Annotated in this window: 20 protein-coding genes and 1 pseudogene; 15 read left to right on the top strand and 6 right to left on the bottom strand. The window is 46.7% G+C overall.

Features of this window, described 5'->3' with window-relative positions; genetic code table 11:
- Positions 1-113: 113 nt before the first annotated feature.
- Positions 114-653, bottom strand: a pseudogene (locus H6F90_RS30795) (IS1 family transposase); the annotation flags it as partial.
- A gap of 470 nt (positions 654-1,123) precedes the next feature.
- Here H6F90_RS30795 and H6F90_RS19815 point away from each other — a divergent pair.
- From H6F90_RS19815 to H6F90_RS19865, 11 genes are all read left to right on the top strand, one after another.
- Positions 1,124-1,891, top strand: a complete 768-nt coding sequence (locus H6F90_RS19815; RefSeq protein WP_190553995.1) for a Coq4 family protein — start codon at positions 1,124-1,126, stop codon at positions 1,889-1,891.
- Positions 1,888-3,663, top strand: coding sequence for a fatty acyl-AMP ligase (locus H6F90_RS19820; RefSeq protein ID WP_190553996.1), 1,776 nt, complete (start codon positions 1,888-1,890; stop codon positions 3,661-3,663). Before H6F90_RS19815 ends, H6F90_RS19820 begins: the two co-directional genes overlap by 4 nt.
- A 2-nt stretch (positions 3,664-3,665) precedes the next feature.
- Positions 3,666-4,628 (top strand): acyl-CoA desaturase, encoded by a 963-nt coding sequence (locus H6F90_RS19825; RefSeq protein WP_190553997.1) that lies wholly within the window; start codon positions 3,666-3,668, stop codon positions 4,626-4,628.
- Between the two features lie 52 nt (positions 4,629-4,680).
- Complete coding sequence (locus tag H6F90_RS19830) at positions 4,681-5,001, top strand: acyl carrier protein (RefSeq protein ID WP_190553998.1); 321 nt, start codon at positions 4,681-4,683, stop codon at positions 4,999-5,001.
- Between the two features lie 31 nt (positions 5,002-5,032).
- Positions 5,033-5,926, top strand: coding sequence for a cyclopropane-fatty-acyl-phospholipid synthase family protein (locus tag H6F90_RS19835; protein ID WP_190553999.1), 894 nt, complete (start codon positions 5,033-5,035; stop codon positions 5,924-5,926).
- Positions 5,927-5,970: 44 nt separating this feature from the next.
- The gene (locus H6F90_RS19840) at positions 5,971-6,444 is read left to right on the top strand and encodes a lipocalin-like domain-containing protein (protein ID WP_190554000.1); all 474 of its coding nucleotides are present in this window, start codon (positions 5,971-5,973) and stop codon (positions 6,442-6,444) included.
- A 251-nt stretch (positions 6,445-6,695) separates the two neighbouring features.
- A complete protein-coding gene (locus H6F90_RS19845) occupies positions 6,696-7,754 on the top strand; it encodes a fatty acid desaturase (protein WP_190554001.1) in 1,059 nt (352 codons plus the stop codon).
- 7 nt (positions 7,755-7,761) lie between these two features.
- Positions 7,762-8,640 carry an alpha/beta fold hydrolase gene (locus H6F90_RS19850; protein ID WP_190554002.1) on the top strand — a complete coding sequence of 293 codons (879 nt, stop codon included), beginning with the start codon at positions 7,762-7,764 and terminating at the stop codon, positions 8,638-8,640.
- Between the two features lie 55 nt (positions 8,641-8,695).
- Positions 8,696-10,057, top strand: coding sequence for an NAD(P)-binding domain-containing protein (locus H6F90_RS19855; protein WP_190554003.1), 1,362 nt, complete (start codon positions 8,696-8,698; stop codon positions 10,055-10,057).
- 53 nt (positions 10,058-10,110) lie between these two features.
- Positions 10,111-11,727, top strand: a complete 1,617-nt coding sequence (locus H6F90_RS19860; protein ID WP_190554004.1) for a B12-binding domain-containing radical SAM protein — start codon at positions 10,111-10,113, stop codon at positions 11,725-11,727.
- Positions 11,728-12,135: 408 nt separating this feature from the next.
- A complete protein-coding gene (locus tag H6F90_RS19865; protein WP_190554005.1) occupies positions 12,136-12,306 on the top strand; it encodes a hypothetical protein in 171 nt (56 codons plus the stop codon).
- A gap of 113 nt (positions 12,307-12,419) precedes the next feature.
- Here the strand turns inward: H6F90_RS19865 and H6F90_RS19870 are convergent, their stop codons facing one another.
- From H6F90_RS19870 to H6F90_RS19885, 4 genes are all read right to left on the bottom strand, one after another.
- The gene (locus H6F90_RS19870; RefSeq protein WP_242024551.1) at positions 12,420-13,685 is read right to left on the bottom strand and encodes an HhoA/HhoB/HtrA family serine endopeptidase; all 1,266 of its coding nucleotides are present in this window, start codon (positions 13,683-13,685) and stop codon (positions 12,420-12,422) included.
- 101 nt (positions 13,686-13,786) lie between these two features.
- A complete protein-coding gene (locus H6F90_RS19875) occupies positions 13,787-14,089 on the bottom strand; it encodes a DUF6582 domain-containing protein (RefSeq protein WP_190554006.1) in 303 nt (100 codons plus the stop codon).
- Between the two features lie 62 nt (positions 14,090-14,151).
- On the bottom strand, positions 14,152-14,304 hold the full coding sequence (locus tag H6F90_RS19880; RefSeq protein WP_190554007.1) for a hypothetical protein: 153 nt from the start codon (positions 14,302-14,304) through the stop codon (positions 14,152-14,154).
- Positions 14,305-14,306: 2 nt separating this feature from the next.
- Positions 14,307-15,089 carry an SDR family oxidoreductase gene (locus H6F90_RS19885; RefSeq protein ID WP_190554008.1) on the bottom strand — a complete coding sequence of 261 codons (783 nt, stop codon included), beginning with the start codon at positions 15,087-15,089 and terminating at the stop codon, positions 14,307-14,309.
- A gap of 450 nt (positions 15,090-15,539) precedes the next feature.
- Here H6F90_RS19885 and H6F90_RS19890 point away from each other — a divergent pair, with 450 nt between their 5' ends.
- On the top strand, positions 15,540-15,755 hold the full coding sequence (locus H6F90_RS19890; protein WP_190554009.1) for a hypothetical protein: 216 nt from the start codon (positions 15,540-15,542) through the stop codon (positions 15,753-15,755).
- Between the two features lie 265 nt (positions 15,756-16,020).
- On the opposite strand, the gene H6F90_RS19895 is transcribed toward H6F90_RS19890, so the two are convergent.
- Complete coding sequence (locus H6F90_RS19895; RefSeq protein WP_206756196.1) at positions 16,021-17,112, bottom strand: chlorophyllase; 1,092 nt, start codon at positions 17,110-17,112, stop codon at positions 16,021-16,023.
- A 168-nt stretch (positions 17,113-17,280) separates the two neighbouring features.
- On the opposite strand from H6F90_RS19895, the gene H6F90_RS19900 reads away from it, so the two are divergent.
- From H6F90_RS19900 to H6F90_RS19910, 3 genes are all read left to right on the top strand, one after another.
- On the top strand, positions 17,281-17,454 hold the full coding sequence (locus H6F90_RS19900) for a hypothetical protein (RefSeq protein ID WP_190554010.1): 174 nt from the start codon (positions 17,281-17,283) through the stop codon (positions 17,452-17,454).
- Positions 17,455-17,814: 360 nt separating this feature from the next.
- The gene (locus H6F90_RS19905) at positions 17,815-18,579 is read left to right on the top strand and encodes a hypothetical protein (protein WP_190554011.1); all 765 of its coding nucleotides are present in this window, start codon (positions 17,815-17,817) and stop codon (positions 18,577-18,579) included.
- A gap of 135 nt (positions 18,580-18,714) precedes the next feature.
- A complete protein-coding gene (locus tag H6F90_RS19910) occupies positions 18,715-18,990 on the top strand; it encodes a transposase family protein (RefSeq protein ID WP_190554012.1) in 276 nt (91 codons plus the stop codon).
- Positions 18,991-19,444: the final 454 nt, after the last annotated feature.

Here is a 19,444-nt window from a genome sequence, read left to right on the forward strand (position 1 = left end):
CGAGCCGTCGAGTCTTGTGGCTGTCGTGATCTGTAACTAGAGAAGCACTCCTTCCATCATCAGCACCCGACAACCTGCTGTCGCGACCTCGTCTATATCAGTGTCGTCTAATAGATAAACAGGGAATACACTCGATTGCCATCAGTGACATAAAAGTAGCAATTCCATTGCATGACCAAGTTCCATAAAGGCTCAAACGTCTCAGCACTATGTATAGTCTCCAATGACCCAACCTAAAACACCTGCTTTGAAGTGGTCTACAGCCGTCCACAGCCAGATTTTGTTTTTTTAGCCCCGACAAACGTTTCTAATTCTAGCCACGCCAACGAGTTCTCCACCTTCAGGAGTGACTTCAGGTTCATACGCCTGAGGCAGCAGAGAACCCACTTGTTTAACCCAGTAAATGAGCGTTGTGTGATGCACTCCTTTCACCCGTTCGATGGCTCGTTCGCGTTAGCGTGTGCGAAGCACGCAAACCCCATGCCGTTGACATACATTTTGAGACATTCACGTTTGACCTCGTCTGAATATCCTTGCGGTGGGTCATACTGGTCAGTGAATTGGCGACCGCAGTTGACACAAATGTGATTTTTCTTACTTTTCTTATCACTATTCTTACGGGTATGCGAGGAGCCGCATTCAGGACATTGCATCACTATTCCCCTTAATTCATACTCCCATTATGCAACGCTGGGTTGAGGGGTACGCTCAAGTTGCTCCTGATAGACTGTGCTGAAGACCTCGCATAACGGGTCAAATGCTTTCCGATTCAGCCCAGTCAAGGCTCTTAATAGCCGGTCCTTCTTCAACGCACGATTAATGTTGAGCATGCTCTACTTCCTGATCAGGGGCAAAATTAATCTACCTTATAAAGCAACGAGTATATTTTTTAACATCCACCAGTTAGGTGAAAGATGTTAGCCCAGAGAGGGGAACCGCTGGCAGGAAGTATATCACTCTTAGATAAGACATTCTGATACAAGAATCTTGAAAAGTCCAAATTTTTGAGAGTATTTATAGCAAGTTCTCCCCGTTTTTCTATAGTTTGAAAAACATTCCATTCAGTCTGCGCTGAAACTCAATCATACTCTGAAGTGCCTCACTCTCCGTGGAAATGAATATCATGAACTTTATAAGTTCCCTCAAGCATCAGCTCAAAACTCTGATCATTGGTTATCGCTTCATGCAAGTTGTTGAAGCTCCCTATGGAGCATTTAGCAAGATTGGCAAGTATGCCGATGTCTTGATGGATCAGCAGGGTATGCAGTTATTAATCGAGTATCTTTCCTGCACTTCAGAAGGAAAGCAGGCATTGGTAGAACGCCGCTATCTAGGAAAGGTTGATCTTGATGCTCTATATCAACTCCCCCCCAACACCTTGGGGCATCTCTATGCTGCGCATATGAAGCAAAATGGGCTGGTCCCTCCCCCAGTTCGTGAACCAGCACCCAATGATTATGTCTATCTGTTCAACTATATTTCTGAAACCCACGACATCTGGCATATCGTCACAGGTAGTGATACGACAAAAGCCGGAGAACTTCAGATTGAAACCTTCTCCTTAGCGCAGTTCTATCCTGCCCGCTTCTGGATTGCTTTACTCGCCAAAAATTTCTTGAAAACAGCACTCTTCGAGATTGAGTTGTGCGAAGAATTAATGGCAGCAGTGGTGCGTGGCTGGATTATGGGTAGACGAGCCAAACCTTTGTTTGGTATCCCTTGGCAGGAACACTGGGAAACGCCGATTGACCAAATTCGGGCAGAATTGAATATTGATTCGGTTCTCAGTGCCGATATGGAAGCAGTGCTGACAAAGTCCGCCACGAATGCTCCAGCGTCTTCAGCTTTTGAAGCAAATGATTCTCTCTCTGTTGTCACTCTCGTTTCATGAATCCTGCTTTGCTTTCTACTCTTTCAACCTTTGTTGATGTTCTATATGAGCGGGCAACTTGCCATCCCAATCAAATTGGCTACCGCTTCCTCAATGAGTCAGGCAATGAACATGCCACCCTTACTTACTTAGAATTACACCAGCAAGCACAAACAATCGCCGCTTGGTTACAGAGTCGGGGGGGGCACCAAGAGCGAGTGATTTTACTTTATCCGCCTGGTCTCGACTTTATCGCTGCTTTTTTTGGCTGTTTGTATGCTGGCGCGATCGCAGTGCCTGCCTATCCTCCCCGCCAAAATCAGTCTTTGGAACGTCTGCAAACAATTGTGGCAGATGCCCAACCCAAGTTTGCCTTAACCAATCAGCAGGTCTTGGCGATCGTAGACCCACAGTTGCATCAACTCCCTAACCTGCAAGCTCTCCAATGGGTTGCAACTGACCAACTGGATAAGATGACTCGGTCAAATTGGCAGAGACCATCGATAAAAAAAGAGACATTAGCATTTTTGCAGTATACCTCTGGCTCAACGGCAGCTCCTAAAGGGGTAATGATCACTCAGGGCAATTTATTGCATAACTCATATCTCATCCACCAAGCGTTTGGGCATTCTTCTAGGAGTTGTGGAGTCATCTGGCTGCCTCCCTATCATGATATGGGTCTGGTTGGAGGTATCTTGCAGCCTCTATATAGCGGAATGCCAGTCGTTTTGATGGCTCCAACTACTTTTTTGTATAAGCCATTTTATTGGTTGCGGGCAATTTCTCATTACAAAGCAACGACGAGCGGTGGCCCCAGCTTTGCCTATGACTTGTGTATTCAGCGGGTGACGGAAGCTCAGCGTGCCAGCCTCGATTTAAGCAGCTGGAAAGTAGCATTTAACGGAGCGGAACCTGTGCGGGCAGAGACAATCGAGAAGTTTACGGCTCTGTTTGCCTCATGTGGATTTCGATCTGAGGCGTTCTATCCCTGTTATGGCATGGCTGAGACAACTTTGATCGTTTCAGGGGGCGATAAAACAAAGGCCCCTACGCTTCAAGCAGTTCAGGAAAATGCCCTCAGGCAAAATCAGATCATTCCTGCCGAAATCGGGGAGAACGGAAGTCAAATTTTGGTCAGTTGTGGTCAACCTTTAACAGATCAACAAGTGATTGTCGTCGATCCTGACAAGCTGATTCCCTGTTTACCGAACGAGGTGGGTGAGATTTGGGTATCGAGCCCCAGTGTTGCCCAAGGCTACTGGAACAATTTTGGGGCGACGATCGCCAGTTTCCATGCTTATGTAGCTGATAGCGGTGAAGGTCCATTTTTACGCACCGGTGACTTAGGTTTTTTGCAAAACGGAGAAGTCTATGTCACAGGACGGTTAAAAGACCTCATCATCATTCGTGGGCGCAACTACTATCCACAGGATATCGAGTTGACCGTGCGGCAAAACCATCCAGCTTGCTACGGAGGCAATGGAGCGGTTTTTACCGTCGATCGCCAAGGTGAGCTCCGCTTGATTGTGGTGCAAGAAGTCAATCGCCGCTATCTCCGTCAACTTAACTACAACGAGGTCGTGGGTCAGATTCGTCAAACCGTCGTTCGAAAGCATGAGTTACAAGTTCATACTGTCATGCTCGTCAAACCAGGAAGTATTCCCAAAACGTCTAGTGGTAAAATTCGCCGATTTGCTTGCCGTGAGCAATTTCTAGCTCAAAATCTGGAGATCGTACCCGCACAGAATTGTTCATATCGCCTAGAGCCACTAGGAGCAGGGAAAGGAGTCTAAACATGGAAGCTACCATTTCTTCGACTTCTGATAAACCACCCTTCAAGAAGAATCTGATTAGTAATCGTTACATCAAACTAATGCAGAAGCGCCATTTCTTGATGTGTGATGTTTTGCCGCTCGTTGGATTTGTGGTTGCGATCGTCGTGTTATGGAATAAATCACTCACGGCGATCGATGGAATTGTGTTTCTGGGTATGTGTTTTCTGACCAGTACAGGAATCACAGTTGGATATCACCGGCTCTTTACTCACCGAAGTTTTAATGCCCATCCCCTAATCCGTAATTTGCTGGTCATTCTCGGTTCGACGAGTGCGCAAGGTCCACTATTATCCTGGGTAGCCAATCATCGACATCATCATGGCTTTAGTGACCAACTAGAAGATACTCACTCTCCGCATACTGCTGGCAATCGATGGCTTGGCTTGTGGCATTCCCATCTTTCCTGGAAGTGGGAGTATGACTATCCCAACCCAGTCTTCTATGCCCCGGAGCTGCTGCGAGACCAAGCAATTCAAAAAGTGAGCCGCTGGTACTATCTCTGGATCATTCTAGGGCTGTTGTTTCCAGCAGTCGTGACCGGAATCTTGACTCAAACTTGGCTAGGAGTTTGGCACGGTTTCTGGTTAGGAGGTGTGATTCGCCTGTATGTTGCCCAACAGACGACCTGGTGTATCAACTCAGTCTGTCACTTATGGGGTCAGCATCCTTTTCAAACTCGCGATCGCAGCGTCAACAATTTCTGGTTAGCGCTGCCCACGGCCGGGGAGTCTTGGCATAACAATCATCACGCTTTTCAACATTCAGCCAAGTTTGGGTTGTACTGGTGGCAAATTGATCTGGGTTACTGGGTTATTCGGCTATTGCAAATCATGGGACTGGTATGGGATGTGACCGTTCCTACAGAGCTGATGATTCAAGCGAAAAAGGCTGCAAACACAATGACCGATGAATCTGTTTCCTAAGGTTCTAGTTCGTTATTTGGTCATACTGATTTCTGATTTTTTGAGGTTCATCATGCAAACGAGCATTTCTGACTCCACTCAAGTTCCTAACCATCCAACCGACGGTTCTCAAACATCGCCGACAGCGGAAGTCATTCAAGGCTGGATTATTGATTACGTTGCACAAGTGCTAGAAATTGAGCCTGAGCAAGTTAATACTCAAGCTGCTTTTGATCAATATGGTCTAGATTCAGCCACAGCAATCAGTCTGATTTGTCACATAGAAGCTTTGTCAGGGCGTGAGTTGAGTCCAACACTCTTATACGATCTGCCGTCGATTAAGGTGCTGTCTCAACGGCTTGCTGCTAATTTCTCTTCAGTGGTTCACAAGTAACCATTCCACCTAAAGTCATGAATTAAACAATATGAACGCTGCAACCTCTAATTTATCAGTCCCCACTGGAGCTTCTGCTGCTGCCATTCAACACCATTACGATGTTGGCAATGAGTTCTACCAACTTTGGCTTGATCGCAGCATGGCTTACTCATGCGCGCTTTGGGCTGAGAATGAGCAAAACACCGATTTAGAACAGGCGCAACTGCGAAAAATTGACTACCACATTGAACAAGCAAGAGCAAAGGGGCAAAAGCGCGTTCTTGACATTGGCTGTGGTTGGGGTGGCATTCTCAAGCGTCTAGTAACAGACCACAACGTTGAGCAAGCGATCGGTCTAACCCTAAGTGAAGCCCAAGCAGACTGGGTGCAGGCAATCAACCATCCTCATATCGAAGTTCGGTTAGAAAGTTGGTTAGATTACGCCCCGACCGCTCCATTTGATGCCATTACCTCAGTAGGTGCGTTTGAGCATTTTGTCAAACCAGAACTGTCTAGCTCAGAAAAGATTGAAGTCTACCAGACATTTTTTCAACGATGCCACCAATGGTTAAATCCGGGTTGCTGGATGTCGTTGCAGACGATCGCTTATGGAAAGCGGAAACCAGAAGAAGTCCAAAAGTTACCGGGGGCAAAGTTTGCGAATGAAGAAATTTTTCCTGAATCGAACTCGCCCCGCCTCGCTGAAATTGCAGAAGCAGCAGAAGGCATCTTTGAGATTGTGACGGTGAGAAACGATCGCCTAGATTATGTGCGCACGCTAGAAGTCTGGCTAAAGAATCTGCGGGCACATCGAGCTGAGGTCATTCGTTGCGCTGGAGAGGCTGTTTTTATCCGCTACGAACGCTACCTCTATCTGGCACTACTGGGATTTTTGACGGGTGATCTGCTGTTATTGCGCCTCACATTTCGGCGCATTGGGTAACAAGTAATCTTCATTATCTTTCCCTTCATCTTTTAGAGAACATCATGACAAATCAAATCGTTGGTACTTGGAGACTGCTGAGCTGCGAAACTCGGACATCTGATGGTCGCGTTTTCCAACCCTTAGGTGCTAATCCCGTAGGTGAGCTGGTCTACACTGACAATGGCTTTATGTCGGTGGCAATCATGAAGTCAGATCGCTTACGCTTCCAGGCAGGGGATATTGCAGGTGCCACGCCTGAGGAAAAGATCGCAGCAGCAGACTCATTTATTTCCTACTGCGGTAGCTATAAGCTGGAAGATCACAAAGTTGTTCATCACGTCAATGTCAGTTTCTTTCCCAATTGGGTTGGCACCAATCAGGTTCGCTTTGTCGAACTGGCTGGCGATCGCCTCACGCTCAGCACTCCCCCAATGGTTGTCTATGGAATTGAGCAAGTCGGTTATCTAATTTGGGAACGGGTAGCAACCTTCAGTCCACAGTCTGAAGCTCCTGTCTATGCAACAGCTACTACCTAATCTATTAGTCTAATACCTGGTAAAACATTACCCTGATTCCCCTGTCTCTTCTCTTGAGACTGACATTGCATATACCATCAGTTAATTCGTGCTCAAGACTTTCTTGCTTCATTAGCTCCTAGATTAGGGGGCTCAGAAAGGCGTTCCCCTAATAAGAGTCAACAGGACGAAATGCATCGGGCTTGAGATGTGTATATACGATCCCCAAGGAGACAGGGGAACTAAAAAACAACTCTACTAGAGGGAAGATAATGATTAGCACGCTTGGTACCTCTTCACCTGAAACAGCTGCACCTGCAAAGATACGTACAGATGGCGATTACATTCGGACACTCCGTCCCTTACTGCCAAAGGAAGCATTTCAGCAGAAACCTAGTCATATCTTTCACTTCCTCACCTGGCTGTCTCTAGCACTAATATGTATTCTGCTAGCTCATTTGACTTCTAATGTGATCTTTCTCCTACTAATTTCTTGCTTATACGGTCATAGTCTTGCTGGGCTAGCTCTCTTTGGGCACTATTTGAGTCACGGCTCTGTACTTCCGCCAGGATTATTGAGAAGTTGTTTAGAAGTTGTCACCTGGGGATTTAATTTGATTCCACGTACTGTGTGGGTACATGTTCATAACCATACCCATCACCCTCATGCGGGTACACTCAAAGATTCCGATCGCCCCTGGTTAACTTCCGAGCAAACCTGGTTGCGGAAAGTTTATAGCATGATCTTCTATCCTCAAAAGTTCGAACGATTCCCCTGGTTCGTTAACCCACTTCCACTGACTCACTTTGTCACCTACGGTTTGCGAAATGTAATTGGTGTTTTCTGGACGCAGAAAAATACGCTTCACTTCATTCCATATCAGAAGCCCTACACCTGGCAAGAGAGAGCCGCCGTTATTGGAGAGATTGGCTTTATTGCTACCCTTCAAGTTCTTCTCTTTATTAGCTTGCAGGGCCATTTCACCAAATACTATTTCATGGGAATCTTACCACCTTTTATCTCGTCTGCTGTACTCCTCATCTATGTCAAAACCCACCATTTCCCTAATCCAATAGCTATCCATAATAATTCTGTACTTGCAACTACTTCAGTGATAGTACATCCCTTATTCAATTTCATTCATAGTAATTTATCGTATCATTCAGAACACCATTTGTTTCCATCAATGAATCCTGATTACTATCCTTTAGTGAGCCAGTTGCTTCAGCAACACTTTCCAGCAGACTACAATCAAATTCCCATAGGGGAAGCCTGGAAGCGCATATTAAACAGATCCACATTTGAGACTTTGACTATTCTCCAAAAGTGACGGTGGTATGCTGCGACACAGTATCACTATTGATGAGCATGAGTTATCTATCTTCATGCTTAACGAAGACCAACCTGGTAGCCCAGTTGTGTTTTTACACGGTATTACACTGACTTCTGACTTCTGGCTCCCTAATTTACCAAATACCCTGAAGGCAACACCCTGTTACTTCATCAACTTACCTGCCCATTATCCGTCTCGCATGCTTCCTAGAGCTGACACCGTACAATTGACCAGTGAAAAACTTGCCACACTTCTCCAAAAGGCAATTCAATCTCTGGTCGGAGATCGCTCCGTAATGTTGGTTGGGTACTCTGTCGGTGGTTTTGCAGCTCTCAATCTTGCTGCCCACTACCCCTCCTTAGTCAGCCGCATTCTTTGTATTGCTGGATTTGCTAATGGACAATGGCGGGGCTTGATGGGAGTGTTGCAACAGTTATGTTGCATGGGTCGTCCAGGAGTATCTTTTTTCAAGCTAGTGTGCAGATTCTCTATGCTGAATCCGATGTTTTATAGCTGGGTAAGTGGATTTTTTGCAGGCGATCGTTCCACTTACTTCCACTCTCCCAACTTAAAACTCACACTTGCTGTGGTTTATCCCAGAGTCATTCATCATAATCTTGATGATTTAGCTTATTTGTTTCGTAGTTTCGCAAGTATGGATATATCTTCGCTACTACCTCACATTCAAGCTCCAACTTTGATTATGGCGGGCGATCGCGATCCAGTAATTGCTTACAACCAAACTCAATTGCTTGCTGAAAAAATTCCCAACGCAGAACTCAAAGTTCTATCCGGAATGGGACATATGTTTTTTGCAGAACGCTTTACGGAATATCAGCAAATTCTCACAAGCTGGGTTAAGCAAGCGAACATTACGCTTTGACTACTTTTAATCTATTTTTTGTCCTACAAACTGTAACTCACAGGAGCAAATAGCAATGGCAACCGAGCGCGTTTGTATTATCGGTGCGGGTTCATCTGGAATCGCGGCTGCAAAGACTCTGCATCAAAAAGGTATTGCTTTCGACTGCTTCGAGAAGGGGTCAGGCATTGGTGGGAACTGGCGATATCTGAATGATAATGGCATGTCTTCAGCTTACAAGTCTCTCCATATCAACTCCTCTAAGCGGAACATGGAATATTCAGACTTTCCCATGCCAGATGATTATCCTGACTATCCGCGACACAGTCAGATCTTGGACTATTTTGAGTCATACATTGATCACTTTGGGCTCCGTAACAAAATTACTTTTCGGACCGAAGTGGTTCGGGTTACGCCCCTGAGTGATGGAACCTACAGCGTCACTATCCGGAACGATGCGGGTGAACGGACAGAACACTATAGAGCCGTAATTGTGGCAAATGGGCATCATTGGTGTCCTAAATACCCTGACTTTCCTGGTCAATTCTCAGGGATGACCATGCATTCCCACAATTACAAAACCCCAGATGGAATGTCAGATAAAAATATCTTGGTCGTTGGTATTGGTAATTCCGCCTGCGACATCGCCTGCGAAACGTCTCGCAGTGCTAAACAAACTTTTCTGTCAACCAGGCGAAGTGCTTACATTTTACCAAAATATATTCTGGGTCGTCCTTTGGATAGCTATTTGACTCCTTTCTTTTTCGCGATGCCTCTATGGTTGCGACGGATTTATGGACAATTTCTGCTATTTCTGACATGGGGTTCTCAGGCTAAATACGGAGTGCCAGCTCCCAAACACCAATTTTTGAGTGAACACCCCACAATTACCTCAGATTTATTAAATTTAGTGGGATACGGCAGAGTTAAAATCAAACCAAATGTAAGAGAACTTGCTGGCGATCGGGTTCGGTTTGAAGATGGCACAGAAGAACCGATCGATATCATCATTTATGGTACGGGCTACAAGATTGTCTTTCCCTTTTTTGACCAAAGTTTTATCGATCCACAGAACAACGAGTTACCCCTTTACAAGCGAGTCATCCATCCCGATTATCCCAATCTCTACTTTATTGGTCTATTTCAACCGATCGGCGCAATCATGCCCATTGCTGAGTGGCAGTCAAAATGGGTCGCTGGAATCCTTGAAGGAACTGTCACCTTACCAAGCCAGGACGAGATGAAACGGACTATTAAGATTGAACAGCAACGGGTGAAACGACAGTATATAGACTCAACCCGACATACGATGCAGGTTGATTTCCATCCCTACATCAACGAGATTAAGCGAGAGCTAAAACGAAATTCTAAGCAATCAAGCCGACGATTCATCATACCTTTGCTTGGTAAAACAAGTGTCACCGAACGACTCGCTTAGGTCGTGATTCCATCATTAACTGCGCCTACTTTCCTGAGCAAATAGAGGTCTTTATGAGAGTACTGCTGGTTTACCCACAGTTCCCCAAAAGTTTTTGGTCATTTGAGAAATCACTAGAGCTGATAGGAAAAAAAGCCCTGATGCCACCTCTAGGACTGCTTACTGTGGCAGCTATCTTACCCCAGGCATGGGAGTTTAAACTGGTAGATTGTAATATTCGTCTAGTCTCTAAATCTGAGTGGGACTGGGCTGACCTGGTTATCATATCTGCCATGATTGTTCAAAAGGAAGATTTCTGGCATCAAATTCAGCTAGCTAAACAGCACGGTAAATCTGTAGCGGTCGGTGGTCCTTACCCAACCGCTTTACCCCAGGAAGCGAAAGCAATGAGAGCAGACTATTTAGTGCTGGATGAGGGAGAAATTACCCTTCCCATGTTTGTGGCAGCCCTAGAAAAAGGGGCCTTAGAAGGAACATTTCGTGCTACAGAAAAACCCGACGTTAGTCAAACCCCAGTACCTCGGTTCGATCTACTGGAGATGAGTGCTTATGACTCAATGGCAATTCAGTTTTCGCGCGGTTGTCCCTTCCAGTGTGAATTCTGCGACATCATTGTACTTTATGGACGTAAACCACGTACCAAAACACCGCCACAACTAATTGTCGAACTTGAAGCCCTTTACAAGCTGGGTTGGCGAGGCCGCGTTTTTATGGTCGATGATAACTTTATTGGCAATAAGCGCAACGTCAAGCTCCTTTTACAAGAACTCAAAGAATGGATGGCACAGCATGGTTATCCCTTCAAATTCTTCACTGAGGCATCTGTTAATTTGGCTGAAGATCCAGAACTCATGGAGTTAATGGTTGCCTGTAATTTCTATGCCGTTTTTCTTGGAATTGAAACTCCCGATGAGGACAGCTTAACCCTCACACAAAAGCATCAAAATACTCGCAGTTCTCTCTATGAATCGGTAACTGCAATCACTAAATCAGGGCTGATGGTAATGTCTGGATTCATTATCGGCTTTGATGGAGAAAAAGCTGGGGCTGGCGATCGCATTACTCAATTTGTCGAGCAAACTAGTATCCCGATCGCCTTTTTCAGTATGTTGCAAGCACTTCCTGATACTGCTTTATGGAAGCGATTGGAGAAGGAAGGACGATTGCGGCTTCAGTCGGGTGATGTCAATCAGACTACTTTAATGAATTTTGTTCCCACGCGTCCCATTGAAGAAATTGCTCAGGAATACATTCAGGCATTTTGGAAACTTTATGACCCTGCGCGGTTTCTCGATCGAGCTTATCGTCACTACCTTATGATGGCAGAACCCAAACATAAATCGACTGCTCAAAAGATGCACTGGCTTGAAATCCGTGCCTTATTCAAAATTCTTTGGCGACAGGGGGTCATTAGCGAAACTCGCAAGTTGTTCTGGCGGAATTTCTTTGGTATCTGGCGGTATAAACGGAGTCGCCTCACCGAATTTATTGCAGTCTGTGCCCGATTAGAACATTTTCTAGATTACCGCGAAATCGTTTGTAAGCAAATTAGCAAACAGTTGGCGGAGTTTCAGGTAAACGAAGCAAGGATCACAGACGAGCAGAACCACAACCATCAAGTTACCCAGCTAGCTGCTTACTCCTCTTCTATCACTCTGACCAGAGAATGATTGAACCCTGCATTGGTTCGTTCTGTCTAGCTTAAAAATTGGTAATGCCAGCAACGAAATGCGAGCTTCTCAAATTTTCTCTCATGTAATTGACAAAAGAGGGTTACAGCGCTTTTCAGCTCGGTAAGCCACAGGTGTAACACTAAATAGCGTCTTACTCTGATAGGCGGTCGTGTGGTTTATTCAAACGGCAACTGCTGTAATTCAATGATTGTTGTTCAACTACGTAGCAGAATAAGCTTATGCGTCCTCAGGGGGTAACAGGAAGCTTGAAGCAGATGTGTAGCAAGGGATAGAGCTACTAGGTAAAAAAGTAGGCTTGCTACTTGACCACAAGCCTACTTAAAAAAATGCTGGACATGAAGTTTGTGTTCAAGGCTTAGCCAGCTATATTTGTCGAGCTAAAGAATGCGTCGCAGACATAGCAATTTTTGGATAGGTTTGTATGCCCAAGCCTGGTTAGATGACATGGATGTAGCAACTCTTTGGCTAGAGTCGGGGCTACAACTCAGTGGCAATAAGCAACCCTATCTTCAGCAAGGTCTAGACGCTGCTTTTCACCTCCAGTCGTTGTTCTAGCCTTCTTGTTAACCCCTGAGCTTTAGAGCCTGTAACTACAGTCGCCCCAGAAATTAGCAAATTCATGCTGCCTGCCTTGTGCAGGGATATCAATTGAGCAGCTACGATCTAAGCTAGCGAGTTTCCACGGGGGGAAGTTGCTCTGGTTGGATTGTCAATGTCACGGTTCGCTCATGGCGTTGCAATTGTACGGGTAGCTTACCCCCTACCCCCGCTTTCTCGATGAGTCGCTGCACTTTACTGGCTTCGGTAACCGATTGATCGGCAACCGTTTGAAACACATCCCCGATTCGCACGCCTGCTCTCGCCGCAGGTGAGTTGGGTTGCACCTGAACCACCAAAATTCCCTGGTCGGTTTCAACCTGCATGCCACTATTGGGAGAGGTATTGATAAACTGCTTCACTTGCGGGTTGAGAGTCGCCATCTGCACTCCAATATAAGGGTGTTCAACCTGTCCTGTTGTAATCAGCTGTTGGGCCACTTGTTGGGCTGTGTTGATCGGAATGGCAAAGCCCAGCCCTTGCGCGCCTTGAAGAATGGCTGTGTTAATGCCAATCACATCTCCGGCTGCATTGAGGAGGGGTCCCCCTGAGTTGCCTGGATTAATCGCCGCATCTGTTTGGATGAAGCCAACCCGCTTATCTGGAATGCCAATCGCCGCACTCGAGCGTTCAGTGCCGCTAATCACACCCACAGTTACCGTTTCCTGCAAACCGAGCGGATTACCAATCGCGATCGCCCACTGCCCTTGCCGAACGGTATCAGAATCTCCCAGGGTGACGGTCGGTAGGTTCTCGGCTTGTACCTGAATCACGGCTACGTCTGTGACCGGATCTTTGCCCAGCACCTGCCCTGACAGAATGCGACCATCCTGAAAAGATACGGTCACGGTATCGGCTTCATCGACGACATGAGCATTGGTGAGGAGCAACCCATTGGAATCAATTACAAATCCAGAACCAATACCTCGCAACACACGGCTATTCGATGGCATGGGTTGTCCTCCGCCCAAGAAAGGTCTGAGGGAACCCGGGACATTTCTGGTTCCGGCTAAGGTGCGAGACACATTCACCTGAACCACGGCGGCTTCTGCTTTATTTAAGGCTGCGGTCACAAAGTTATCCCCTACGCTATTTTGCGCCAGCAGAATACCCTTGTCTTGCCCTGTCTCAAATGGTGGCAAGTTCCCTAGGCGAAGGGGTGAGGCTTGAGCAGAGTTGTGGTTCAAAAACCCCATACCAAGACTAATAAACACAATCAGCAGACAAGTTGCTAGTCTCTGTGTCCAACGCTGACAAAAGATGGCTCGCGGCTCAGCTTTGCGAGTGGAGTCGGAAGGTTTAAGGTCAAGAGTGACGAAGTTGCGATCGCTGGACATGGTGCTTAATTCTGTTCTAAGTGGCTTCTGTTATGAGTTATCGCTGAGGATAGCCGGGCGATTGGAAAAGACTGCTTTTGAAGTTGCGTCGTTTTTTATCCTCAATGTGCTGGATTCTTAGTGTGTGGTTTCTTGCCCAGGTCATACCAGCTTCTCTCTTCCATGTGAACCCCGTAATGCTCAGCCGCTTGTTGGATATTGGCAAAGGCTAAATCTCGCTCTGCGTCAGTGACATCTTGAACCTGGTCAAAGCGAGCCAAGGCATTCTGAACGTGGGAGGCATCGGTTAAGGGTGCTTTTCGCTGTTTGGGAAACGCAAATGCGCTATCGGGTAATTCTTTGCGGTCTTTGGCACTCAGTTTGCCAGACTCGGTATGAGGTTGCCAGGTCGGTTTAGTTGCCATTGATTTGATTCTCCTGCTGGGGCCAGACTAATTGTTTTGTAAAGCGAACAGGCGATCGCTCATCACTCACTTAAGTTCAATGCTTCGTCTGCTGGCTCAGATTCGCTCAACTCATTCAGTTCGTCCAAGAGTTCTTCTGCTTCTGTATCCCCTGCATCCGCTTGACGCAGCAAGTAGCCGAGAACCTTGTTCACCAATCCATTGGGAATATTCATCGCTATCGTTTTCTAAAATAGGGCTCAATTAAATTAACCACGGTATCTCTCGGTAGAAATCGAGATAAATTCGCCAGGATTTGATTGCTCACAGCACCCGGCACAATATTCGGCTCCTCTTTCTCTAAAGCGGCCAGGGTTTCTCGTACCACAACTTCTTTTGACGTGTAGTTTTGAGCGGCCCGCTTTGCCAATCGGGATGGAAAGTTGGCTTCTTGGAAAAACTCGGTATCTGTTGGCCCCGGACAAACTGCTAAGACTCGTACCCCATACCGACGGTTTTCTGCCCAGAGGGCTTCACTAAAACTGAGCACAAACGCTTTGGTTGCGGCATAAATGGCGAAATGAGGGATCGGTTGAAATGCCGCAGTAGACGCCATATTGACGATGTTGCCGTGACCGCGCTGACGCATTTGGGGTAGGAACCGGTGCGTTAAATCGACGAGCGCGAGAACATTGAGCTGGATTGCCTGCAATTGCTGGGATCCATCTAGCTCTGCAAAGGCTCCATACTGACCGAAACCGGCATTGTTAATCAGCAGGTCAATGTTTAATCCCTTTTGCTTGACGGCATCAAAGACCGATGCTGCTGCTGAGGGTGCAGTCAAGTCTTGAGCAATCACATCGGCGTGAATCCTATACTGATCTTGCAACTGCTGTGCCAGTTGCTGCAACTTCGTTTCAGAACGAGCCACTAGAACCAAATCGGTTTTACGAGCCGCCAGTTCCTGAGCAAAAGCAGAGCCGATACCCGCAGACGCTCCGGTGATGAGAGCTGTTGTCATAGCCAGACAAAGAACAGAATAGTTAAACGGTACAAAGCTTAAGCTGGCTTTTCCTCAACCAAAATGAGGAATCAGCCACAGAAGCATGCGCCGATCGCTCACAGATCGGCTATCTATGGGCTCAGGGGGCAACAGAAAGCTGGAAAGGAACGTTTAACCAGGCGATAGAGCTGCTGTCCCTATAGCCAAAGCGAAGACAGCTCGAATCTCTATTGTGTAGGAGCTGGGACACATCCCGGAGCAGGTTTACCGGGTGTGATGGTTCTGCGAAAATGGTGGCGACCCTGATTGGTGCTGCCTAGCGAGATTGCATTACCGGACAACTTCATTGAGGGCTATTCGCAGCAAAATTCAGCTAATCGATATCAGCGCTAAGAGCTGGCAAGCGGTTATCACAGTACAAGCGGGTGAAGGCAGTTTTAGATCAGTGCGTCAACGAGGGTAAGGGAGATGGTCAAGAAGAAAAAGAGTGAGAGACCTTGGAGCTACAAACGTGCTCCTGATGGTTGGGAAGTGTGCCTGGATGGTAAAAGTAAAGGCATCGTCATCAAGGACGGTCCTGCTGAGACTCCTTGGAGATGGAAATCGCTGGGTAAGAGTGGAGGGCTTTACTGTACCCGGAATGAGGCAGCAGCAGCACTTTTGCAAGCGTATAAAGAAAAGTAAAAATAAGCTGGGGCTTTGTGTTGGAACAGAGGCGATCGCTGACTCTCAGACCTCAACTGGAATACTGAGAAATTCCCCGTCGCCCTTAACTGGCACGTATGAGAAGCCCTTGGTATCTTTGCCAGGGGCTTTCTATTGGGACACCAACTGCCGCTATTTTCTAGGGCGGCAAGACTAGCTGGAGAAATTTCTGCTCTAGAGCCGCGAGGTAATGAGCCAGATCTGGCCGGAACTGACCCTGCTGAGCCCGCTTGAGCTAATGCTGTTATTGACGACACTTCAGCTTCCAAGCAGTTCCGAGAACCCCAAAGGCTAAGATGCCGACCAACGAGGTGGGCTCTGGAACAGTTGCTACCTCACTGGTGACACTGACGTTTTCATCTATCCCGTCTCCTCGGTGATAGATATAATCCAGTGCACCAGAGTCATTGAGCAGAGAGGCTCGTAAGAACAGTCCACTCCAACGAGCGATTGTTTCTGTCGCCATGTCTTGGTCTAAGGTCGGTCGAACTGGGTCACGCAGGCTGTCTTCGTTAGTAATCCCATAATGGTTGGCACCTTGTACTCTGATTAATGCTTTAGGTGGATCTTGAATCTGCTCGTAAGTCTCTTCAACCGCAGCAAAATTACCCACAACCCCATCGCGATCGCCCGCGATTAAAGCAACAGGAATCCCGTCATTCTCAATTGGGGGAATCATGCCGCCAAAGCGAGGATCTCTAAAAGTTGAGCCATAAAAAACCCCTGCCATCAGTTCTGGTGGTCGGGAGAACGTACCCGTGCAGAGAAAAGGAAAGCAGATATCCTGAATGGCGCTCAGCCCAATAGCTCCACCGAGAGAATGCCCAATCAACCCAAGTTTGTTAGGGTTCAGTCGGTTGGCGAGCGGAGAAGCCGAATTGGTGTTGGCGGCAGTGGCATAGGCTAGGACATCATGGACCTGCTGTTGCTCTGGAAAGAAGCCGGTGAAAGCTTGTCCCGTCACGGGATCGATCGCAGTTCTGATATGGTTTGACACAATCACTGCAAGGCCATATTGAGCCACCTGACTCGCAAAGTTTGTGTAATCTGCTTTATCCACTAGCGCGCCCTGTAGTAGTAGAACCACGGGCAGCGAATCGACAGGGGCATTGGGTGATGAAACCGGATAGTAGATGTCAGCTTCATCTGCGCCTGTCGCAGTGGGAAGATTAGTGCTGAAGCGATCGACATCGAATACTGGTTTAGGACTCAACGCAACCGCAGGAAGCCCCATTCCTAAGACAAGACAAGCTGACCCGACGACGGCAATTGAGAGCTGCATCTGAATAGCTTTGATCATGGCTCTAAGCGGATAAACAGCAGAGAGACACTGCATGACAGGAGCGTTCACCCTAATTTGGAAAAACTACTCCTGTTCGTAAACTAGCAGCGCATCCGGAGCCATCCTCACCCATTGAGTCAAAGATTCCTAGTATTTTCCCTTAGGCTTCACTAAAGCTTTAAATTTAGATTTCCAGTCCTCTGAGAAAACACTGAACTATGTTTGTGTTTAACAGTAGATCGCAGAGGGTCAGCAATATTTCAGGAGGCGATCGCGGGTCCCATCGTACGGGAGAAACACCCCGGAACATTGGCAGCTAACTCAACGCTCGGTCATGGGACAGAGTTAGTCATTGCCCTTTTGCTACAAGCAGCCGTTGCCGCATCTTCTAGATAAGATGTGGAATTTTTGAGGTGTCCTAGCGTTAGAGCTTTTTCTCGGAGTTTATACACTCCATTTAAACTTTTAATAGATATTCGCTGGAGAATTTGGGCAGTTTAAGTGAAGCTACTAGGCATCCCGCAACCCACTGCCTCAGTCATTAACTTGATGCGAGCATTGGCAGGGTAATACCTCAGGAGTCTCACGATGGAACTAGGACAAATCGTCAAGTGTCTAGTGCCAAACTAAATGACATCAAGACAAACTCCTGTTTCTATCTGCTTCAAACTCTCAGAAATTGCGATGACCTCGATTCGGCATCCCGAGAGATGAAGAGTTATTGACCATTAAATAATTTGAGTACGAGGTACCAAGATGAAAGAAGTTCTGGCCCTGATCGAAAAAAAGAAGCAAGAGTTTGCTCAAACCCCTTTCAGGGCGTTTTTGCAAGACAAAAGTATAGATCCAAGACAAAGGCTCGCTTGGGCTCCAAGCTTTGCTCCTTTCGCAATGAGCTTTAAGGACTTTAATCACCTTGTCCTTCACAAAGAACCTGCAACTAACAAACTTCAAGAGATGATTAACCAGCACGCCTACGAAGATGGGCATCACTGGGTTTGGTTTTTGCAAGATTTGAAGTTAATGGGATACGACTACTCCATCAACTTCATTGACACATTAAAGTTTCTTTGGGGGAAAGAAACACAAAAAGTACGCTCTATGGCTTATAACCTATTTGGCATGTGTGCTTTTGAAGATGATATCTTGATGAAATTGACCATTATCGAATCGATCGAAGCAACCGGAAATGTAGCTTTATTTGAGATTGCACAAGTCGCAAAAGAACTCCAGCAAATTACCAAACAGCATCATCCTTATTTCGGTCAGTCTCATTACGCCAAGGAGACGGGTCACATTCAAGCCGAAGTAGAGGACGTGAGCTCTTTCCTTGAAAGCATAGAGCTGACAGAGGCACAGAGGGAAAAAGCTTTTACGTTGGTAGAGCGAGTGTTTGCAGATTTCACAGAGTCAATGAATGAAATGCTAGCGTTTGCTCAAAAGCATCCTTATGACCAAACGTTTATTACGAAGGCAGTATCACCCCTCTCTCAAAGAACACTTTCAGCGGTAGGGGGCTGAGGCACTCCTTCGAAGCCGAGAGACTCGTCTGGTTTCTTCAAGCGTTTTATCAGAACCTCTCGGCACGTTTGCCCAGGCTCGCTTTCTCCAGAGCCGATGTAGTTTTCACCTGTAGACCCTATTGACTGAGAAAAATTGCCGAACCACCTCTCGTTCATCGGCGACAGAGTCTATGTCAGTCGCTGCAATACCAGCACTCCACATAAGAAGCCACCAAAGAGAGAATTAACCCAGGGGCAAAAGGAGTTTAATCGCTACCTGAGTCAAAAGCGAGTGTTTGTGGAACCTGGGATTCGAGTGATTCAAATTTTCCGGCTTGCCAAAGAAGAGTTTCGGATGCGTTCACGGATGTATGAGACCACGATTGGTTGTGTCTGTGGTTTAGTCCGTTTACGGGTGCAGTATGTCTGAAATCAGGGCTTTAGCAGCTGGACCTGCCCGTTTGTCTTGTTTTTGAAGAGGTCTAGTAGTCACTATCCGATACACAGATTCCCTGACACTTGATACCATTGGTTGCGGTTCTTAGGCAATGAGGACATAGGATCTTTTCAGCATTTGACTCCGAATGACTCTCGTCTGCTGCATGGGTTTGCACTATTTCTGGTTCAACCTGGGTATTAAGAGTCATAGAAGTAACGCTTTATCAAGCTGCCGACTGCTTCATTTTACAGGCCAGCCTACCCCTGTCATCGCTCCAAAGTTAGGAGACTCAGATCTTGCACCAAGGCTTAAAAGGTGGCAGAAAGGGCGTGAAACTAATAGACCGCAAGAACAATGGACATTCTTGCCCACGCCCAAGAACTAATCTATCACTTGCTCGATGGGATGCCGACTCCCTACCAACGTCAAAGCCTGCAAGCTTTGC

This window comes from Trichocoleus sp. FACHB-591, assembly GCF_014695845.1.
Lineage (GTDB): Bacteria > Cyanobacteriota > Cyanobacteriia > FACHB-46 > FACHB-46 > Trichocoleus.